The 18,416-nt window shown below is 68.0% G+C and carries 9 protein-coding genes; 7 read left to right on the top strand and 2 right to left on the bottom strand.

The features are described from left to right. Positions 1–9 precede the first annotated feature (9 nt). Positions 10–1,293, bottom strand: a complete 1,284-nt coding sequence (locus F0P95_RS06860; protein WP_182336230.1) for a sugar MFS transporter — start codon at positions 1,291–1,293, stop codon at positions 10–12. Positions 1,294–1,665: 372 nt separating this feature from the next. On the opposite strand from F0P95_RS06860, the gene F0P95_RS06855 reads away from it, so the two are divergent. From F0P95_RS06855 to F0P95_RS06830, 6 genes are all read left to right on the top strand, one after another. Beyond that, positions 1,666–2,718 carry a glucokinase family protein gene (locus tag F0P95_RS06855; protein WP_425507490.1) on the top strand — a complete coding sequence of 351 codons (1,053 nt, stop codon included), beginning with the start codon at positions 1,666–1,668 and terminating at the stop codon, positions 2,716–2,718. Between the two features lie 60 nt (positions 2,719–2,778). Continuing rightward, the gene (locus F0P95_RS06850) at positions 2,779–5,454 is read left to right on the top strand and encodes a TonB-dependent receptor (RefSeq protein WP_182336228.1); all 2,676 of its coding nucleotides are present in this window, start codon (positions 2,779–2,781) and stop codon (positions 5,452–5,454) included. 109 nt (positions 5,455–5,563) lie between these two features. Beyond that, on the top strand, positions 5,564–7,873 hold the full coding sequence (locus tag F0P95_RS06845; protein WP_182336226.1) for a family 20 glycosylhydrolase: 2,310 nt from the start codon (positions 5,564–5,566) through the stop codon (positions 7,871–7,873). 351 nt (positions 7,874–8,224) lie between these two features. Further along, positions 8,225–9,241 (top strand): glucokinase family protein, encoded by a 1,017-nt coding sequence (locus tag F0P95_RS06840; RefSeq protein WP_425515930.1) that lies wholly within the window; start codon positions 8,225–8,227, stop codon positions 9,239–9,241. Between the two features lie 117 nt (positions 9,242–9,358). Continuing rightward, a complete protein-coding gene (locus F0P95_RS06835; protein ID WP_182336223.1) occupies positions 9,359–12,157 on the top strand; it encodes a TonB-dependent receptor in 2,799 nt (932 codons plus the stop codon). 169 nt (positions 12,158–12,326) lie between these two features. Next, positions 12,327–14,675, top strand: a complete 2,349-nt coding sequence (locus F0P95_RS06830; RefSeq protein ID WP_182336221.1) for a beta-N-acetylhexosaminidase — start codon at positions 12,327–12,329, stop codon at positions 14,673–14,675. 58 nt (positions 14,676–14,733) lie between these two features. Here the strand turns inward: F0P95_RS06830 and F0P95_RS06825 are convergent, their stop codons facing one another. Continuing rightward, positions 14,734–15,969 (bottom strand): exo-beta-N-acetylmuramidase NamZ family protein, encoded by a 1,236-nt coding sequence (locus F0P95_RS06825; RefSeq protein ID WP_182336219.1) that lies wholly within the window; start codon positions 15,967–15,969, stop codon positions 14,734–14,736. Positions 15,970–16,068: 99 nt separating this feature from the next. Between F0P95_RS06825 and F0P95_RS06820 the strand changes: the two genes are divergently transcribed. Continuing rightward, positions 16,069–18,366, top strand: coding sequence for a beta-N-acetylhexosaminidase (locus tag F0P95_RS06820; protein WP_232528883.1), 2,298 nt, complete (start codon positions 16,069–16,071; stop codon positions 18,364–18,366). Positions 18,367–18,416: the final 50 nt, after the last annotated feature.

The raw sequence follows: 18,416 nt of genomic DNA, 5'->3' as shown, positions 1-18,416 counted from the left end.
ATGCTCGATTCAGCCGCCATGCGCGCGGCCCGCACGCTGCCCGCTGACAGCGAAATAGAGGATGTACAGGTAGCACGGCACCATCAGCGCCGCGAACACCAGCTGGAAGTCGAAGTGCTGCTTGAGCACCGCGAACGCCTGCGGAATGATCGCGCCACCGGCGATGCCCATCACCAGCAATGCCGAGCCGGTCTGGGTGAAACGGCCCAGGCCGCGGATCGCCAGCGGGAAGATCGCCGGCCACATCATCGCGTTGGCGAAGCCCAGCGCGGCCACGAAGCCCACCGAGACGTAGCCGCGGGTGACGTAGGCGCCCAGCGAGAACACCACCCCGAGCACCGCCGAAACCGCCAGCCAGCGTTCCTGCGAGATGAAGCGCGGGATCAGCACCAGCCCGACCAGGTAGCCGACCAGCATCGCCGTCAGCGTGTAGGAGGTGAACAGCTTGGTCTGGTCCAGCGGCAGGTCGAAGCCATGGCCGTAGGTACCGATGGCATCGCCGGCCATCACCTCGGCGCCGACGTAGACGAACAGGCACAGCACGCCCAGCCACAGGTGCGGGAACTGGAAGATGCTGCGCTTCTCCGGGGCGCCGTCGGCGGCCACGGCATTGGCCTCGGCCGCGCGTACTTCCGGCAGCGGCGAGAACAGCACGCCCACCGCCACCAGCAGCAGCACCCCGGCGATGACCATGTAGGGGGTATGGATCTTGGCGGCGAAATCGCTGAGCAGCTGCGCCTTGGTCGCCGCGTCGGCCACCTTCACCTGGGCGTCCAGGTCGCCGATGCCGTGCAGCACCAGCGAGCCGATCACGATCGGCGCCAGGATGCCGGCGACCTTGTTGCAGATGCCCATCAGCGCGATGCGCTGGGCCGCGCCCTCGATCGGGCCGAGGATCGAGATGTACGGGTTGACTGCCGTCTGCAGCAGCGCCATGCCGCCGCCGATCACGAACAGCCCGCCCAGCGCACCGGCGAACCAGCGCTGGGTCGCGAACTGCCCGAACAGCATCGCGCCCACCGCCATCACCGCCAGGCTCAACGCCAGGCCCTTCTTCATGCCGGTGAGGTTGAGGATCAGCGACGCCGGCAGGGCCAGGAAGAAATAGGACAGGTAGAACACCATCAGCACCAGGAACGCCGACACCTCGCTGACCTCGAAGGCCAGCTTGACGAAGGTGATCAGCGGCCCGTTGATCCAGGTACAGAATCCGAGGATGAAGAACAGACCGCCGACGATGGCGATCGAGGACGCCATGCCGGTGCGCGGCGTGGAGGCGGGAACGGCGGACATTGGCAAGGCTCCTGCAGCTGCGAGAGGGACGGCTCACGCCGACCGGTGGTAACTGGGAACAACGTTGTCACATTTATGGTTGGGTGCCGCCGCATTTGTCAACAACGCGTGCATGCGCGACCCGCCGACGGGCTGCCAGCCGGGACGCGGCAAGGCCATGCCGATCAACATGCCCGCCCTTAAAAAACGCAGGATTTGCCGCACGCCTGCTTTCGATTGCAACCTTGCGGGCAGAGCGGTCGGTGCGCAAAACGGCGCTGCGGCGCAACATCGAAAGTTTCAACTATTCGTTGACATCGTTGTCAGAACGATTACAGACTCGGCTCCCGATGGCGCCTGACGGGCGCTCCCCCAACGCCATAGGGAAACCGAGTGACCGCTGCCGCCCCCACACTGCAGACCTTTCCGCTCGACAGTGCGTCGCGGCCATTCATGGCCGCCGACGTGGGCGGCACGCATGTCCGCGTCGGCCTGATCCGCGCCGGTGGCAGCGACGGCGGGACCATCGAGATCCTGTCCTACCGCAAGTACCGCTGCGGCGACCACCCCAGCCTGAGCGCGATCCTGTCCGACTTCGGCAGCCATCATCCGCAGGTGGCGCACTGCGTCATCGCCACCGCCGGCTACCCGCTGGCCGATGGCAGCGTGATCTCAGCCAACCTGCCCTGGCCGCTGTCGGCCAGCCGCATCCGCGACGACCTCGGCTTCCAGGCCGTGCACCTGGTCAACGATTTCGAAGCCGTCGCCCATGCCGCCGCCCACATCGACGGCAGCCAGGTGCTGCAGCTCACCGGCCCGGCGCAGGCGCCGCGCGGCCCCACCCTCGTCGTCGGCCCCGGCACCGGCCTGGGCGCCGCGCTCTGGATTCCCGTCGGCGAGCGCTCCGTCGTGCTCGCCACCGAGGCCGGACAGGCCGCGCTGGCCGCCGGCAATGAACTGGAAATGGCCGTGCTGCAGCAGATGCTGCGCAACCGCAGCCACGTCTCCATCGAGCACGGCGCGCTGTCCGGGCCCGGCCTGCTCAATCTCTACAACGCACTGTGCGCCGTGCGCGGCGCCACGCCCGTGCACGCCACCCCCGATGCCGTCAGCGCCGCCGCCTGCGATGGCAGCGACCCGCTCGCGGTACAGACCCTGGAACTGTTCTGCGGAATCCTCGGTTCCACCATCGGCGACATGGCCCTGCTCTACGGCGTGCAGGGCGGCATCTACCTGGCCGGCGGCATCCTGCCAAAGCTCGGCCCGTTCCTCATCGGCAGCACCTTCGTCGAGCGTTTCCTCAACAAGGGACCCATGGCAAAGGCGCTGCAGCGCATTCCCGTGAAACTGGTCGAGCACGGGCAACTGGGCGTCATCGGCGCTGCCAGTTGGTATCTGGAAAAGTTGGCCACGCAAGCCTCGCAGCATAAGCAACAGATGCAATAGCAAGACCAGAAGTAAAGCGGCACGCCCGTGCCTTTCATTCCGATGTTGAGGAGAGACAACATGCACCGCAAGACCCTGCTTTCGGCAGCCATCGCCGGCTGCCTTGCCTTCAGCGCCCACGCGCAGGAAGCGCAGCCCAAGGCGACCGACCTGGACACCGTCACCGTCACCGGCATCCGCGGCTCGATGGAAAAGTCGCTGGACACCAAGCGCGAAGCCAATGCACGCGTCGAGGTCGTCACCGCGGAAGATGTCGGCAAGCTGCCGGCGCACAACGTCGCCGACACCCTGCAGCGCCTGCCGGGCGTGAACATCAGCTCGTCCAGCGCCGATGAAGGCGGCTTCGACGAAGCCGACCGCGTCAGCCTGCGCGGCACCAGCCCGAGCCTGACCCAGACCCTGATCAACGGCCACAGCGTCGGCTCGGCCGACTGGTTCGTGCTCAGCCAGGGCAGCAACGTCGGCCGCAGCGTCAGCTACACCCTGCTGCCGTCGGAACTGGTGCGCTCGGTGGAAGTGAACAAGTCCTCGCAGGCCAAGCTGCAGGACGGCGGCACCACCGGCACGGTCAACATCATCACCCGCAAGCCGCTTGAATTCGCCAAGCAGATCACCGCCGAAGCCTCGATCGGCGCGGTGCGCTCGGACCAGGCCAAGTCCAACGACCCGCAGCTCGCCGGCCTGTTCAACTACAAGAACGAGGACAGCACCTTCGGCGTGATGGTGCAGGCGTTCAGCCAGAAGCGCGAACTGCGCCGCGAAGCGCAGGAGCTGCCCTCGGGCTTCTTCCAGATCACCGGCAGGGACGGCAACGGCAACCTCACCGAAGTGGGCCTCAACAATCCGGACCTGATCGGCGCGTACGCGCCGGCCCTGCTCGGCTCGACCCTGTTCGAGCAGACCCGCGAGCGCAAGGGCGGCCTGCTCTCGCTGCAGTTCAAGCCGGCGGACAACCTGACCCTGGGCGTCGAAGGCTTCAGCTCGAAGATGGATGCCAACAACTACAACCGCAATTTCATGTTGTGGGGCGGCAACTTCGCCAATACCGAATCGCCCAAGCCCGGCTATGTGGTCAAGGACGGCGTGCTGACCAATGCCACGTATGCGGGCAAGCCCGGCACCAACTATGCCGTGTACGACATGATCTATCGCGAGGCGACGGCCAAGAGCAACTACCTCACGCTCGACGCCGACTGGCAGGTCAACGACCGGCTCGGCGCCAAGTTCCAGGCCGGTTCCACCAAGGGTGAAGGTTCTACCCCGCGCCAGTTCATCGCCGAGGTGACCCTGGCGGCCGACGCAGGCGCGAGCTGGGCCACCCACGGCATCGGCTCGCCGGTCGACTGGACCCTGGGGGGCGGCACCGACCCGAGCGACGTGACCAGCTTCGGCACCTGGGGCAACCAGCAGGTCACCGCACTGGACAAGGAGAAATGGTTCACCGCCGATTTCAACCAGTACTTCGACAACGGCACCCTGAACTCGATCGATTTCGGCCTGCGCTACGCCGACCACAAGCGCGAGGCGCTGTCCCCGGAAGGCGCCTCGCCGGGCGACATCTGGAGCACGCTCAAGAACGGCGCGACCGCCTCGTATCCGGGCGGCTTCGCCAGCAGCATCGGCGGCAGTTTCCCGCGCAACCTGTGGTACTTCACGCCGGCGGCGCTGAAGGAAGCCATCCTCAAGAACTCCACCTGGCTGTCCGGCAATGACGGCCCCACCGGCCGCCACAACTACGGCGGCGAGTGGAAGGTGGCGGAGAAGAACTTCGCCGGCTACGTGCAGGCCAACTTCTCGGGCGATCGCTGGAGCGGCAACGTCGGCCTGCGCTATGTCAACATCGACCAGGACATCGACACCTACCAGGCCGTCAGCAACCCGGCCAATGCCGACGTCAGCAGCCTGTTCGGCGCATGGAAGGCGCTGTCCTTCAACAACAAGCACAGCCGCGTGCTGCCGAGCGCGAACCTGAAGTTCGACATGGCCGACGACCTGGTGTTCCGTTTCGCCGCCTCGCAGACCCAGACCCTGCCCGACTACTCGGCACTGGGCGCCGCATCGAGCGGCTCGGACCTGAGCCGCACCGGCAGCGGCGGCAACCCGAAGCTCAACCCGGTGGTCTCGACCAACTTCGATGCCAACCTCGAGTGGTACTTCATGCCGCGCGGCCTGCTTTCGATCGGCGCCTACTCGATGAACCTGAAGGACTACGTCGCCTTCGGCACCGAGAAGCAGATGCTGTTCAGCGAGCTGACCAACAAGCTGGAGGAATACCAGGTCGCGGTTCCGGTCAACTCCAATGGCAAGGTGACCGGCGTCGAACTCGCCTACGAACAGCCGATCGGCGACAACTTCGGCGTCAACGCCAACTACACCTATGCCGACGGCAGCACCTCGCACACCTGGGCCGATGGCAGCAACAACCTGCTCGGCACGTCGAAGAACACCTACAACGTCGGCGGCTACTTCGAGAACGACACCTTCGGCGCGCGGGTGAGCTACACCTACCGTTCGGCGTTCCTGATCGGCCTGAAGGGCGCCAATCCCTACTACCAGGACGATTTCGGCACCCTGTCGCTGTCGCTGAGCTACAAGGCCACCGACTGGATGAGCGTCAGCTTCGATGCGCTGAACCTCAACAACCCGTCGCTGAAGTACTACCAGAGCGCGAGCATTCCGAGCGCGTTCTACAGCAATGGCCGCCAGTACTACCTGAACTTCCGCTTCAAGTACTGATCCATCCCGGCACGCTGCATCGCCGGACAGCATGACGCGCCGGGCCTGGATCATTCCGGGCCCGGCGTTTTTTTTGAGTACCCTCCAGAAAACACAGGAGCTCCGCCCGATGACGAAGTCCCTCCGCATGCGCCGCCGCACGACCTGGCTCGGCAGCTGCCTGCTGCTCGGCAGCATCGCCCTGCAGGCCCATGCCGCCGGCAGCGCCCCCATGCCATCGCTGATCCCGCAGCCGGCCCGCTACCAGGCGAGCGGCGGCGGGGACTTCGTGCTGGAAGCCGGCGCCCGCGCCGGCGGCAGCGATGATGCGGCGCGCCGCGCCGCCGGCCAGTTCGTGGAGTTGCTGGCACGCAACGGCGGCCCGACCCTGGCCGTGGCCGACGACGCCGGCCAGGCGCAGGTCCGCTTCCGCCTGGATCCCTCCGCGACCAACACCGCCGAGGGCTATGCGCTGAAGGTCTCCCGCACCGGCATCGAGATCAGCGCCGGCGACGACGTGGGCCTGTTCTACGGCGCGGTCACCGCCGCGCAGCTGCTCACCGGCGACGTCCCGGGCCGCGTCGCGGCCGCCACCATTGACGACACCCCGCGCTTCCGCTGGCGCGGGCTGATGCTGGATTCGGCACGCCATTTCCAGAGCATGGACGAGATCAGGAAGCTGCTCGACGCCATGGCCCAGCACAAGCTCAACACCTTCCACTGGCACCTGACCGACGACCAGGGCTGGCGCATGCAGATCAAGCGCTACCCGAAGCTGACCGAGGTCGGCAGCTGCCGGGTGCCGCTGGGCGATGCCGGCCGCGACCCGGCCACCGGCAAGCCGCGCCGCTACTGCGGCTACTACACGCAGGAACAGATCCGCGAGATCGTCGCCTATGCCGCGCAGCGGCACATCCAGGTGATCCCGGAGATCGACGTGCCCGGGCACGCCACCGCCGCCATCGCGGCGTACCCGGCGCTGGGCACCACCGGCAAGCCGCTGGTCATCGACAACCAGTGGGGCGTGTTCCCCAACCTGTTCAACACCGATGAAGGCACCCTGCGGTTCCTGGAGAACGTACTGCTGGAAGTGATCGACATGTTTCCGGCGCGCTACGTGCACATCGGCGGCGACGAGGCGGTCAAGGACCAGTGGATCGCCTCGCCGCGCGTGCAGGCGCACATGCGCAGGATCGGCGCGAAGAACGAGATGGAGATGCAGAGCCACCTCATCAAGCGCCTGGAGAAGTTCCTCGAGCAGCACGACCGGCGCCTGATCGGCTGGGACGAGATCCTCGAGGGCGGATTGCCGCCGGAGGCCACGGTGATGTCCTGGCGCGGCACCGAGGGTGGCCTGAAGGCCGCCAGCGAGGGCCACGACGTGGTGATGACCCCGGTCACCCACATGTACATGGACTACCTGCAGACGTCCTCGCCGAACGAGCCGCCGGGCCGGCCGACCACCATCGAGCTGCGCAAGGCCTATGAGTTCGAGCCGGTGCCCGCCGGACTGGCCGCCGACAAGCGCCAGCACATCCTCGGCCTGCAGGCCAACATGTTCACCGAGCACACCCGCAGCGACCGCATCCTCGAGCACAACCTGTTCCCGCGCCTGGCCGCGGTTGCCGAAACCGGCTGGAGCCCGGCGGACAAGCGCGACTTCGCCGGCTTCCTGCAGCGGTTGCCGCGCCAGCTGCAGCGCTACCGGGCGATGGGCATCGGCTATGCGCAGACCCCGTTCCAGGTGGACATGCACGACAGCGGCGACCGCGCCGCCGGCACCGCCCGGGTCACCCTCGACAATCCGCTCGGCTACGCGGTGCACTACACCCTGGACGGCAGCGAGGTCGGCCCCACCTCGCCGCGCTACACGCAGCCGCTGCAGGTCGGGCTGCCGGCCGATATCCGCGCCGCGGCGTTCTTCCAGGACCGCCCACTGGCAGCCGCCAGCCGCTTCGCCGTCACCGCCGATTCGCTGCTCACCCGCGACGACACCCGGCTCGACCTCTGCCCCGGCGACGGCAAGCTGCTGCTGCGCCTGGAAGACGACGGCCCGGCCGATGGCGAGCGCGCGATCTTCAACGTCAACATCTTCAGCCCGTGCTGGCTGTGGCGGGACGCGGACCTGGCCGGGGTGAGTGCGGTGAAGGTCCGCGCCGGCCGCATCCCGTACAACTTCCAGCTCGCCCATGACGAGCCCAGCCGCCGCTTCGCTCCTGCCCGCACCGCGCATGGCGAACTGGAGATCCTGGCCGACTGCAAGGGCACGCCGCTGGTCTCGCTGCCGCTGCCGGCGGCGCCGGGCGCCGACGGCTTCGTCGAACTGCAGGCGCCGCTGCACGCCGCCTCGCCGCGCGCCGACCTGTGCATCCGTTTCACCGGCGACACCCGCCCGGAGCTGTGGACGCTGGACTGGATAAAACTGGAAACCACGCGCTGAGTACGCCCCAGGGGCCACCGGAAACGGTGGCCCCTGTCTTTATGGGGTGCGCCCGAGGCGGGTAGCAGCCGGCGTGCCGGAGGCCGGCCCAGGCCCAGGCCATGCCCCCTGGGACGAGGATGCGAAAAAATTTCACAGAACCAGCCAACAAGCCTCTTCATCCACTCGATTTTTACGCATCGTTTCGAATGAAATGATTTTATCCATTGCAATCATTGACTTATTTAGGATTCTGGCACGACCAGCTATCTGAAAATTTTTTGCAAAGCAGCTTGACATCGTTGTCAACCAGCACCGAAACTCCGGATGCCGCAGCTCCCCACGGATCTGCAGACACTCCGGGGGAACCGCGTGGTCGCCAGCTTCAGCCCAACCCAGCACCTGCCCGTCGCCGCGCCGGCCGTGCCGCTGATCGCCGCCGATGTGGGGGGCACCCATGTGCGGGTGGGGCTGGTCCGCGCCACGCCCGGCCAGGGCATCGATGTCATCGCCTACCGCCGTTACCGCTGCGCCGACCACGCCGGGCTGGGCCCGATCCTCGCCGACTTCCACGCCCATGCCCCGGGCGCGCGCGAATGCGTCATCGCCAGTGCCGGCTATGCGCTGGCCGATGGCAGCGTGATCTCCGCCAACCTGCCCTGGCCGCTGTCGGCCAGCCGCATCCGCGACGACCTCGGCTTCCAGGCCGTGCACCTGGTCAACGATTTCGAAGCCGTCGCCCACGCCGCCGCCCACATCGACGGCAGCCAGGTGCTGCAGCTGACCGGCCCGGCGCAGGCGCCGCGCGGCCCCACCCTCGTCGTCGGCCCCGGCACCGGCCTGGGCGCCGCGCTCTGGATTCCCGTCGGCGAGCGCTCGGTCGTGCTCGCCACCGAGGCCGGACAGGCCGCGCTGGCCGCCGGCAATGAACTGGAAATGGCCGTGCTGCAGCAGATGCTGCGCAACCGCAGCCACGTCTCCATCGAGCACGGCGCGCTGTCCGGGCCCGGCCTGCTCAATCTCTACAACGCACTGTGCGCCGTGCGCGGCGCCACGCCCGTGCACGCCACCCCCGATGCCGTCAGCGCCGCCGCCTGCGATGGCAGCGACCCGCTCGCGGTACAGACCCTGGAACTGTTCTGCGGAATCCTCGGTTCCACCATCGGCGACATGGCCCTGCTCTACGGCGTGCAGGGCGGCATCTACCTGGCCGGCGGCATCCTGCCAAAGCTCGGCCCGTTCCTCATCGGCAGCACCTTCGTCGAGCGTTTCCTCAACAAGGGACCCATGGCAAAGGCGCTGCAGCGCATTCCCGTGAAACTGGTCGAGCACGGGCAACTGGGCGTCATCGGCGCTGCCAGTTGGTATCTGCAGCACCGCAGCACCTGACCACGCGCCCACCCACGCAGCAACGCATACCGCCGCACGGGCAGCCGCCCGCGCACCGCCCCCCCCCAAGCACCCGCGGTTCAACCCACAAACACGCCAATGATGAGGAGAGACATCATGAGGTACCGCAAGTCCGTACTGTCCGCCGCCATCGTCACCTGCCTGAGCTTCTCCGCGCATGCGCAGGAGGCGGGCAAGGAGGCGACCGACCTCGACCGCGTCGTGGTCACCGGCATCCGCGCCAGCCTGCAGCAGTCGCTGGAGACCAAGCGCAATGCCGACGCCATCGTCGACGTCATCACCGCCGAGGACGTCGGCAAGTTCCCGGCCACCAACGTGGCCGAGGCAATGACCATCATCCCCGGCGTGACCATCGACCGGGCTTACGGCCAGGGCGAGAAGGTGTCGATCCTGGGCACCGATCCGGCGTTGAACCGTACCCTGCTCAACGGCCAGTCCATCGCCTCCGGCGACTGGAACATGTCCGACTTCCCGACCCGTACCTTCAACTACTCGCTGCTGGCGCCCGAGCTGGTCGGCAAGGTGGAAGTGTTCAAGTCGCCGGAAGCGCGCATCGACGAGGGCTCGATCGGCGGCACGGTGATCGTCTCGACCCGCAAGCCGCTGGACATGCCGGAGAAGGTCAGCCTGTCCGGCCGCGTCAGCTATGGCCGCAACGACCGCGTCGAGAAGACCGATCCCAATGCTTCGGCCGCGTTCGCGTGGAAGAACGACGCCGGCAGTTTCGGCGTGATCGTCTCTGCCCAGGCCTCCAACGAGAGCATCCGCCGCGACGGCATCGAGTCCTACGGCATCGTGCGGGCCAAGGACTACATCGCCGGCGTCGGCGGTGCACCGGGCTCGGTCACCAACCTGCCGCCGGACTGGTCCAAGCCGCCGGTCAACGGGGTGCAGCCGACGCTGCCGGCAACCTGTACCGGGACCTGCGCCGCAACGCTGTACGCCAACCCGGATGCGGTCGGCCCCAACTCCACCAGCGCGCACTTCTTCGAGCAGCAACGCGAGCGCAAGACCTACTCGCTGGCGCTGCAGTTCAAGCCGGTGGAGCAGATGAACATCGAATTGAACGCGCTGAAGATCGACGCCAACTTCGACCACATGGCGCAGTCGATGTTCACCCACCAGGGCAACACCTGGAACAGCCTGAAGACGCTGAGCGACATCACCGTCAAGGACGGGCTGATCACCAGCGCCAGCCACAAGAACGGGCTGGTGGTGTTCGACCTGCAGAACCGCCGCGCCAACGTCGAATCGTCGACCTACGACGTCAAGCTCGACTGGAACGACGAGCGCTGGTCCGCGTCCACCCATATCGGCCGCACCAAGGCCGACGGCGGCCCGGAGCAGGTGTTCGGCGAATTCCTGGCCCGCACCGACTACACCTGGTCCATCGCCGATGCACCGGGCAATCCGGGCAGCGTGACCTTCACCGGCAACAACCCGTTCCTCAACCCCGACCAGTTCCAGATGGACGGCGGCTGGGGTGGCGACCCGTCCAAGCCCGGCTGGAACACCGGCTGGGGCGGCAACCTGGTGGAGAAGCCGACCGTGGACAAGGAAACCTACGGCCAGGTCGATTTCGGCATCAAGCTCGATTCGCCGGTCTATCTGCTCCGCTTCGGCTACAAGCAGCGCAAGCACGAGACCCGCCAGATCCAGCAGGGTATCGGCCTGGCGGCCGTGGCCACCTACGGCGATGCCAAGGCGTCGGATTTCGATCCGCGCGAACTGCCCGGCAACTATCTCAACGGGCTCGGCGGCTACGGCGACCTGGGCAAGCGCTTCACCATCGACGGCTGGAAGCTGGCCGACTACATCAGCAGCGGCAAGTGGCTGGCGCCGTGGCAGACCATGCCGGTCGTGTCACCGTTCAGCGCCGAGGAGTTCGCGCGCAACAACTGGTCGATCAACGAGGACATCGGCGCGGCGTACGTGCAGGCCGACTTCAGCTTCGACAAGCTGCGCGGCAGCGTCGGCGTGCGCTACGTGCGTACCGACCTGGAGTCGGGCAGCTACGAATGCAACACCGGCCTGGCCGGGTGCACCAAGCCGGAATGGTCGGCCGAGAAGCTGGCCGCCTCGTACGACCCGGTGGTGAAGAAGAACAAGTACAACAACGTGCTTCCGAACCTGAACCTGGTCTACGACGCCACCGAATCGCTGGTGCTGCGCGCATCCGTCGCCAAGACCATCGCCCGCCCGAACTACACGGACATCTCCTCCTACCTGTGGCTGTCCGACACCGCGCTGACCGGCGGCGGCGGCAACCCGAACCTCAAGCCCTACCAGTCCACCAACGTCGACTTCTCCGCCGAGTGGTACTTCGCCGAGAACGCCATCGTCGCCGGCTCGATCTTCTACCGCGACGTGGCCGACTACATCCTCACCGAGTCCACCCCCGAGACGCACTGGAACCAGAACCAGAACAAGAACGACACCTACCTGGTGGACCGTCCGCGCAATGCCGGCGACGCGAAGATCAAGGGTTATTCGCTGGCCTGGCAGCAGAACTTCGGCCTTGGTTTCGGCATCGTCGCCAACTACACCTACTCCGACGGCGAAGCCACCGGCGGCCGCCCGCTGCCGTTCAACTCGAAGAACCAGTTCAACATCAGCCCGTTCTTCGAGAACGACACCTGGACCGCGCGCGTCACCTATGGCTGGCGCGACAAGTACTTCACCAACGTCAGCGCCGGCCGCCAGCTGTGGACGATGGACTATGCCTCGCTGGATGCGTCCATCGCCTTCCGGATCAACGAAAACCTGTCCGTCGGCCTGGAAGGCATGAACCTGCTGGACGAGCAGTACCACTCCTACTCGGGCGTGGAACAGCTCACCCGCGGCGCCTACCTGAGTGGCCGCCGCTACATGGCCTCGCTGCGCTTCGCCTTCTAAGGGCGGGGCACCGGCGCGGAATCCCGATTGCGTTCTTTCTCCTCCAACGGGCCTGGAGCTTTTCCAGGCCCTTTTTTTTACAGTGGCGACCGGCAGTCCGCATCCCGTGCCCCGAAGCCCGGACACAGGCGCCCACCGCCACGCATCCGCCCAGTTCCAGGGAGTCACGATGATCCGAAACAGAACCGCCGCCACGCTGGTGACGGCCACCCTGCTCGCGGCGCTTTCCATGGCCGCCGGCTGCACGCCTGCATCTTCCACTGCACCGCTCCCGACGGTGGCGGCCGCCGAGGTCAAGAGAGTGCCGTTGATTCCACTGCCGGCCATGGTGCGGGCGGCCGAGGGCCGTTTCGTGGTCGATGCGACCACGCCCCTCCGCGCCCAGGGCGATGCCGCCGGCCGGGTGGCCGCGCGCTTCACCGAACTGCTGGGCAGGACCACGCCGCTGCGGCTGGCCAGTGGCAAGGGCGAAGGCAATGGCATCGATTTCCGCATCGTTCCCGCGCAGGCCGGCGCATCGGCGGAGGCCTACACGCTGCACATCGGCAATGACGGCATCCGCGTCGAAGCCGGCGACGAACATGGACTGTTCAATGGCGCGATGACGCTGTGGCAGCTGCTTGCCGGGCCGCAGGCGGTGGCGGTGGCGCTGCCGGCGATGCGGATCGAGGACACGCCGCGTTTCGCCTGGCGCGGGCTGATGCTCGACTCGGCGCGCCATTTCTGGAGCGTAGAGCAGATCAAGGCCCTGCTCGACACGATGGCCACGCACAAGCTCAACACCTTCCACTGGCATCTCACCGACGACCAGGGCTGGCGCATCGAGATCAAGCGCTACCCCCGGCTCACCGAGGTCGGCGGCTGCCGCGTGCCGCAGGGCGACGCCGGGCGCAACGCCGACGGCACCCCCAACCGGTACTGCGGCCATTACACGCAGGAACAGATACGCGACGTGGTGGCCTACGCCGCGGCCCGCCATATCACCATCGTTCCGGAAATCGACGTGCCCGGCCACGCCCAGGCGGCAGTGGCGGCGTATCCGGAGCACGGCGTGGTCGATGGCCCCACCGAGCCGTCGCACAACTGGGGCGTGAACCCCTACCTGTTCAACCCGCGCGAGGAAACGCTGCAGTTTCTCGAAGGCGTCCTGGCCGAAGTGATCGACCTGCTCCCCGGCCCGTACGTGCACATCGGCGGCGACGAGGCGGTGAAGTACCAGTGGCAGGCATCGCCCGCGGTGCAGGCGCATATCCGCAAGCTCGGGCTGAAGGACGAAGAAGCGCTGCAGTCGCACATGCTCAAGCGCCTGGAGACGTTCCTGGAAGCGCGCGACCGCAAGCTGATCGGCTGGGACGAGATCATCGAGGGCGGGCTGCCGCCCCAGGCCACGGTGATGTCCTGGCGCGGCATCGAGGGCGGCATCGAAGCGGCGACCCACGGCCACGACGTGGTGATGTCGCCCGGCAACACGCTGTACCTGGACTTCCTGCAGACCAACCTGCCGGACGAACCGCCGGGCCGGCCGAAGTTCACCTCGATGCAGAAGATCTACGCGTTCGATCCCGTACCCGGGCAGCTGCAGCCCGAGCAGCGCCGGCACGTGATCGGGGTGCAGGCCAACATGTGGACCGAACACACCCGGACCTGGGAACGCCTGCAGCACAACCTGTTCCCGCGCATGGCGGCGCTGGCGGAGATCGCGTGGACGCCGCTGCAGCGCAAGGACTACGACGGCTTCCTCGCGCGCCTGCCGGTGCAGCTGCAACGCTACCGGGCGCTGGGCATCGCCTACGGGCAGACCGCATTGTCGGTGGCGATGCAGCGCCAGGACGACCGCGCCGGCAACCGGGTGCGGGTCGAGCTGTCCAACCCGCTGGGCTACGGCGACATCCGCTACACCACCGACGGCAGCCTACCGACGGCACGATCGCCCGCCTACACCGCACCGCTGGACCTGGCGGTGCCGACCGAGCTGCACGCCGCCGCCTTCTTCGAGGGCAGGCCGCTGGCCGACCGGGCAAGCCGGTGGACGCTGGATGCGGCCGCACTGCTCAGCCGCACCGACAAGACCCTGGCGCAGTGCCCGCAGGGCGGCCGCCTGCTGTTGCGGCTGGAGGACGACAACCCCACCGATGGCCCGCGCGAGAGCTTCGACGTGAGCATCTTCAACCCATGCTGGCTGTGGGAGGGCGCGCAACTGCAGGACGTGGCCTCGATCCAGGTCCGCGCCGGCCGCATTCCGTACAACTTCGGCCTGCTGCGCGATGAAGAGGCCAGGCGCGGCTTCCGCAAGGCGGTGGCGGCGCACGGCGAGTTCGAGGTCCGCGATGGCTGCGAAGGCCCGGTGCTGGCCTCCGTGCCGCTGCCGCAGGCACCGGACGCCGATGGCTTCATCACCCTGGACGCGCCGCTGCGCTCGGCGGTCGGCGGCAGCGCCGACCTGTGCATGACCTTCAGCGGCGACACCCGGCCGCGGATGTGGGTGTTGCAGCAGGTGACGCTGCGGACCCGGAATTAGGTGCGGCCACCGCCTCCGGGCATCCCGCAGGGGGCGCCGGGGAGCATCCCCGCCGCCCTCACGGGTACAGCAGATAGCGCGTGCGCAGCGCCTCGAACCGCCGCAGCTCCGGCTGCCAGCGCGCCTGCATCGCATCGAGCGCATCGCCGCGCCCGATCGCCTCGCGCAGCCAGGCATTGCCGGCCAGCTTGTCGAAGAAGCCGGGCGTCGCGCCCGGTGCATCGGACTGGAAGCGGAACGCATCCGGATACAGGTCGTGCAGGGTCTTGACCACCGCCAGCCCGGTACGGAACGGCAGGAACGCCTCGCGGTCGGTGACGTGGATCTGCACCCCGCCGCAGGCCTTGCCGGCGTGCTTGGAGAAGCTCGGGGTGAACGCGGTCGGGCGGAAGCGCACGCCCGGCAGGTCGAGCGCGTTGAGCGCATCGGCCAGTTGCCGCGCATCGACGAAGGGCGCACCGAGGGTCTCGAACGGTCGCGTGGTGCCGCGGCCCTCGGACACGTTGGTACCTTCCAGCAGCGCCGTGCCCAGGTAGACCAGCGCCGTATCGCGCGTGGGCATGTTCGGCGACGGCGGTACCCACGGCATCGCCCCACCCGGCTCGGCATCGCCGCGCTGCCAGCCGCGCATCGGCACCACGCTGAGATCGGCGCCGATGCCGAACCCGGCATTGAACAAGCGCGCCAGTTCGCCGATGGTCATGCCATGGCGCACCGGAATGGGGAACATGCCCACGAACGAGGCCTGCGCCGGCTCCAGTACCGGGCCTTCCACCTTCAGCCCGCCGACCGGATTGGGCCGGTCCAGCACCCACACCGGGATGCCGTCGCGCCGCGCCGCGCGCAGCACGTTGGCCAGCGTGTACGGGTAGGTGTAGAAACGCGCCCCCACATCCTGGATGTCGAACAGCAGCAGGTCGATGCCGCGCAGCATCTCCGGGGTCGGTTCGCGGTGCTCGCCGTAGAGGCTGTGCACCGGCAATCCGGTGGCCGCATCGCGCGATGAATCCACGTGCCCACCGGCCTGCACGTCGCCGCGCACGCCATGCTCCGGGCCGAACAGCGCCACCAGCTGGACGTCGGTACGCGCGGCCAGCAGGTCGATGTCGCTGCGCAGCGCGCGGTCGACGCCGGTCATGTTGGTGACCAGGCCGATGCGCTTGCCCTTCAGCGCATCGGCGCGCTCGCGCAGCAGCACCTCGATGCCGGGCTCGGGTCCATCGCCAACCGCCGCGATGGCCTGCACCGGCACCGTCGCCGCCAGCAACAGCCCGCACAGGAAAAGGTTTCTCATGTATCCATGCATGCGCGTATCCGGAGTAGGGGCGGCGATGGGCAACGATAGCCGATCATCGGATAATCCGGCCTGGCCCTTGCGCAACCGGAATCCATGATGCGTCGATCCGCGTGGCTGTCCCTCTGCCTGCTGGCGCTGTGCCAGCCGGTCCGCGCCGGCGGCGACGCCATCGTCCCCTCGCTCATTCCACAACCGGCCTCGATGCGGGTCGATGCCGATGCCGCGGCCTTCTCCGTGGACGCCAGCACCGTCGTGCAGGCCGAGGGCGACGCCGCGATGCGGGTTGCGGGCCAGCTCAACGCGTTCCTCGCAAAGGCCGGACGCACGCCCTTGTCCATCGCCGCGCGCGGCCAAGGCACGCACGGCATCCGCCTGGCTGTCGAACCGGGCAGCGGCATCCCGGCGGAAGGCTATGCGCTCAGCGTCGGCGACGACGGCATCACGATCCGCGCCAGCAGCGAGGCCGGCCTGTTCCATGGCGCGGTGACCCTGTGGCAGCTGCTCACCCAGAGCGCCGCCGCGCGCGTGACGCTGCCGGCCATGCGCATCGACGATGCGCCGCGCTTCCCGTGGCGCGGCTACATGCTCGATTCGGCCCGGCATTTCCAGACCCCGGCGCAGGTCAAGCAGGTGCTCGACACGATGGCGCTGCACAAGCTCAACGTGTTCCATTGGCACCTGACCGACGACCAGGGCTGGCGCATCGAGATCAAGCGCCATCCACGCCTGGCGCAGGTCGGTGGCTGCCGGGTTCCCGCCGGCGATGCCGGCGTCGATCCGGCCAGCGGCACGCCGGTGCGTTACTGCGGCTGGTATACGCAGGACGATATCCGCGACATCGTCGCCCATGCCGCCGCACTGCACATCACCGTGGTGCCGGAGATCGACATGCCCGGCCATGCCACCGCCGCCATCGCCGCCTACCCGGCGCTCGGTACCGAGGGCCGGCAGATCCCGGTTTCCGCGCACCGCGGCATCCACGCCAACCTGTTCAACGTGGACGATGCCACGTTCGACTTCCTCGATGGCGTGTTCGCCGAAGTGGCGCAGCTGTTCCCCGGCCCCTACATCCACGTCGGCGGCGACGAGGCCATCAAGGCGCAGTGGCAGGCGTCGCCACGCGTGCAGGCGCGGATGCGCGAGCTCGGGCTGGCCGACGAGGATGCGTTGCAGAGCTGGTTCATCCATCGCCTGGAAGCGCAGGTCCACGGCCACGGCAAGCGCCTGATCGGCTGGGATGAGATCCTCGACGGCGGCCTGGCGCCCGACGCCACGGTGATGTCCTGGCGTGGCATCGACGGCGGCCTCGCCGCCGCGCGGCAGGGCCACGACGTGGTGATGTCGCCCAACGCCGACCTGTACCTGGATTACCTGCAGACCGATTCGCCGGACGAGCCCGGCGGCCGCCCGCGGCCGAAGCTGATCCCGATGGAGCGATTCTACCGCTTCGAACCGGTGCCCGAGGCGCTGGATGCGGACCGGCACCACCACATCCTCGGCCTGCAGGCCAACATGTGGACCACCGACGACGTGCGGTTTTCCGCGGTCGAGCACAACACCTTCCCGCGCCTGCTGGCAGTGGCCGAGACCGGCTGGACGCCAAAGGCCGGCAAGGACTACGCCAGCTTCCTGCAGCGGCTGCCGGCCTGGACCCGGCGCTACCAGGCGCTGGGCGTCGGCTATGCGCGCACGCCGTTCGGCGTGCTGCTGGACGATGCGCCCGCCGCTGCCGGCAAGGCGACGCTGCAGCTGTCCAATCCGCTCGGCTACCCGGTGCGCTACACGCTCGACGGCAGCGAGCCGACGGCGCGGTCGCCGCTGTACGCCGGCCCCATCGAGGCCGGGCTGCCGCTGCAGCTGCGCACCGCCGCCTTCGCCGGCGACAACGCGCTGCAGCCCGCGCAGCGTTTCGAGGTGACGGCCGCCAGCCTGCGCAGCCGCGGCAACGCGCAGCTGCAGCCGTGCATCGCCCAAGGCCCGGTGCTGCGGATGCAGGACGATACCGTGCAGGCCGACGGCCGGCGCGCCCTGTTCAACGTCGCCTTCATGCAGCCGTGCTGGCGCTGGGAACACGCGCCCATGGCCGGCGCGGAAAGCATCGAAGTACGCGCCGGCCGCCTGCCCTACATCATCGACCAGAGCGAGGAAGAGAACGCCCGCCGCCGCTTCCTGCCCGCACGCAGCGCGCATGGCGAACTGGACATCCGCGCCGGCTCCTGCGACGGCAAGCGCATTGCCACCGCACCGCTGCCCGCACGCCCCGACGCCGACGGCTTCATCACCCTGCACGCGCCACTGCTGCGCCGCACCGACAAAACCGAAGCGCTGTGCATCCGCTTCAGTGGCGACTTCCGCCCCGACATGTGGGTGCTGGACCGGGTGACGCTGCGCTAGCGGCGCGCACGGGTACCGGCGCGCCGCTGCGGGGGCCGCCCGGACGCCCC

This window comes from Stenotrophomonas acidaminiphila (genome assembly GCF_014109845.1).
Taxonomy (GTDB): domain Bacteria; phylum Pseudomonadota; class Gammaproteobacteria; order Xanthomonadales; family Xanthomonadaceae; genus Stenotrophomonas; species Stenotrophomonas acidaminiphila.
The sequence above is the reverse complement of the archived record's forward strand: the minus strand, read 5'-3'. Positions and strand labels throughout refer to the sequence as shown.

Coding starts and splice junctions, on each gene's coding strand:
- F0P95_RS06825 (WP_182336219.1), bottom strand. CDS start 15,969: ATGAGAAACCTTTTCCTGTGCGGGCTGTTGCTGGCGGCGACGGTGCCG.
- F0P95_RS06830 (WP_182336221.1), top strand. CDS start 12,327: ATGATCCGAAACAGAACCGCCGCCACGCTGGTGACGGCCACCCTGCTC.
- F0P95_RS06835 (WP_182336223.1), top strand. CDS start 9,359: ATGAGGTACCGCAAGTCCGTACTGTCCGCCGCCATCGTCACCTGCCTG.
- F0P95_RS06860 (WP_182336230.1), bottom strand. CDS start 1,293: ATGTCCGCCGTTCCCGCCTCCACGCCGCGCACCGGCATGGCGTCCTCG.
- F0P95_RS06820 (WP_232528883.1), top strand. CDS start 16,069: ATGCGTCGATCCGCGTGGCTGTCCCTCTGCCTGCTGGCGCTGTGCCAG.
- F0P95_RS06845 (WP_182336226.1), top strand. CDS start 5,564: ATGACGAAGTCCCTCCGCATGCGCCGCCGCACGACCTGGCTCGGCAGC.
- F0P95_RS06850 (WP_182336228.1), top strand. CDS start 2,779: ATGCACCGCAAGACCCTGCTTTCGGCAGCCATCGCCGGCTGCCTTGCC.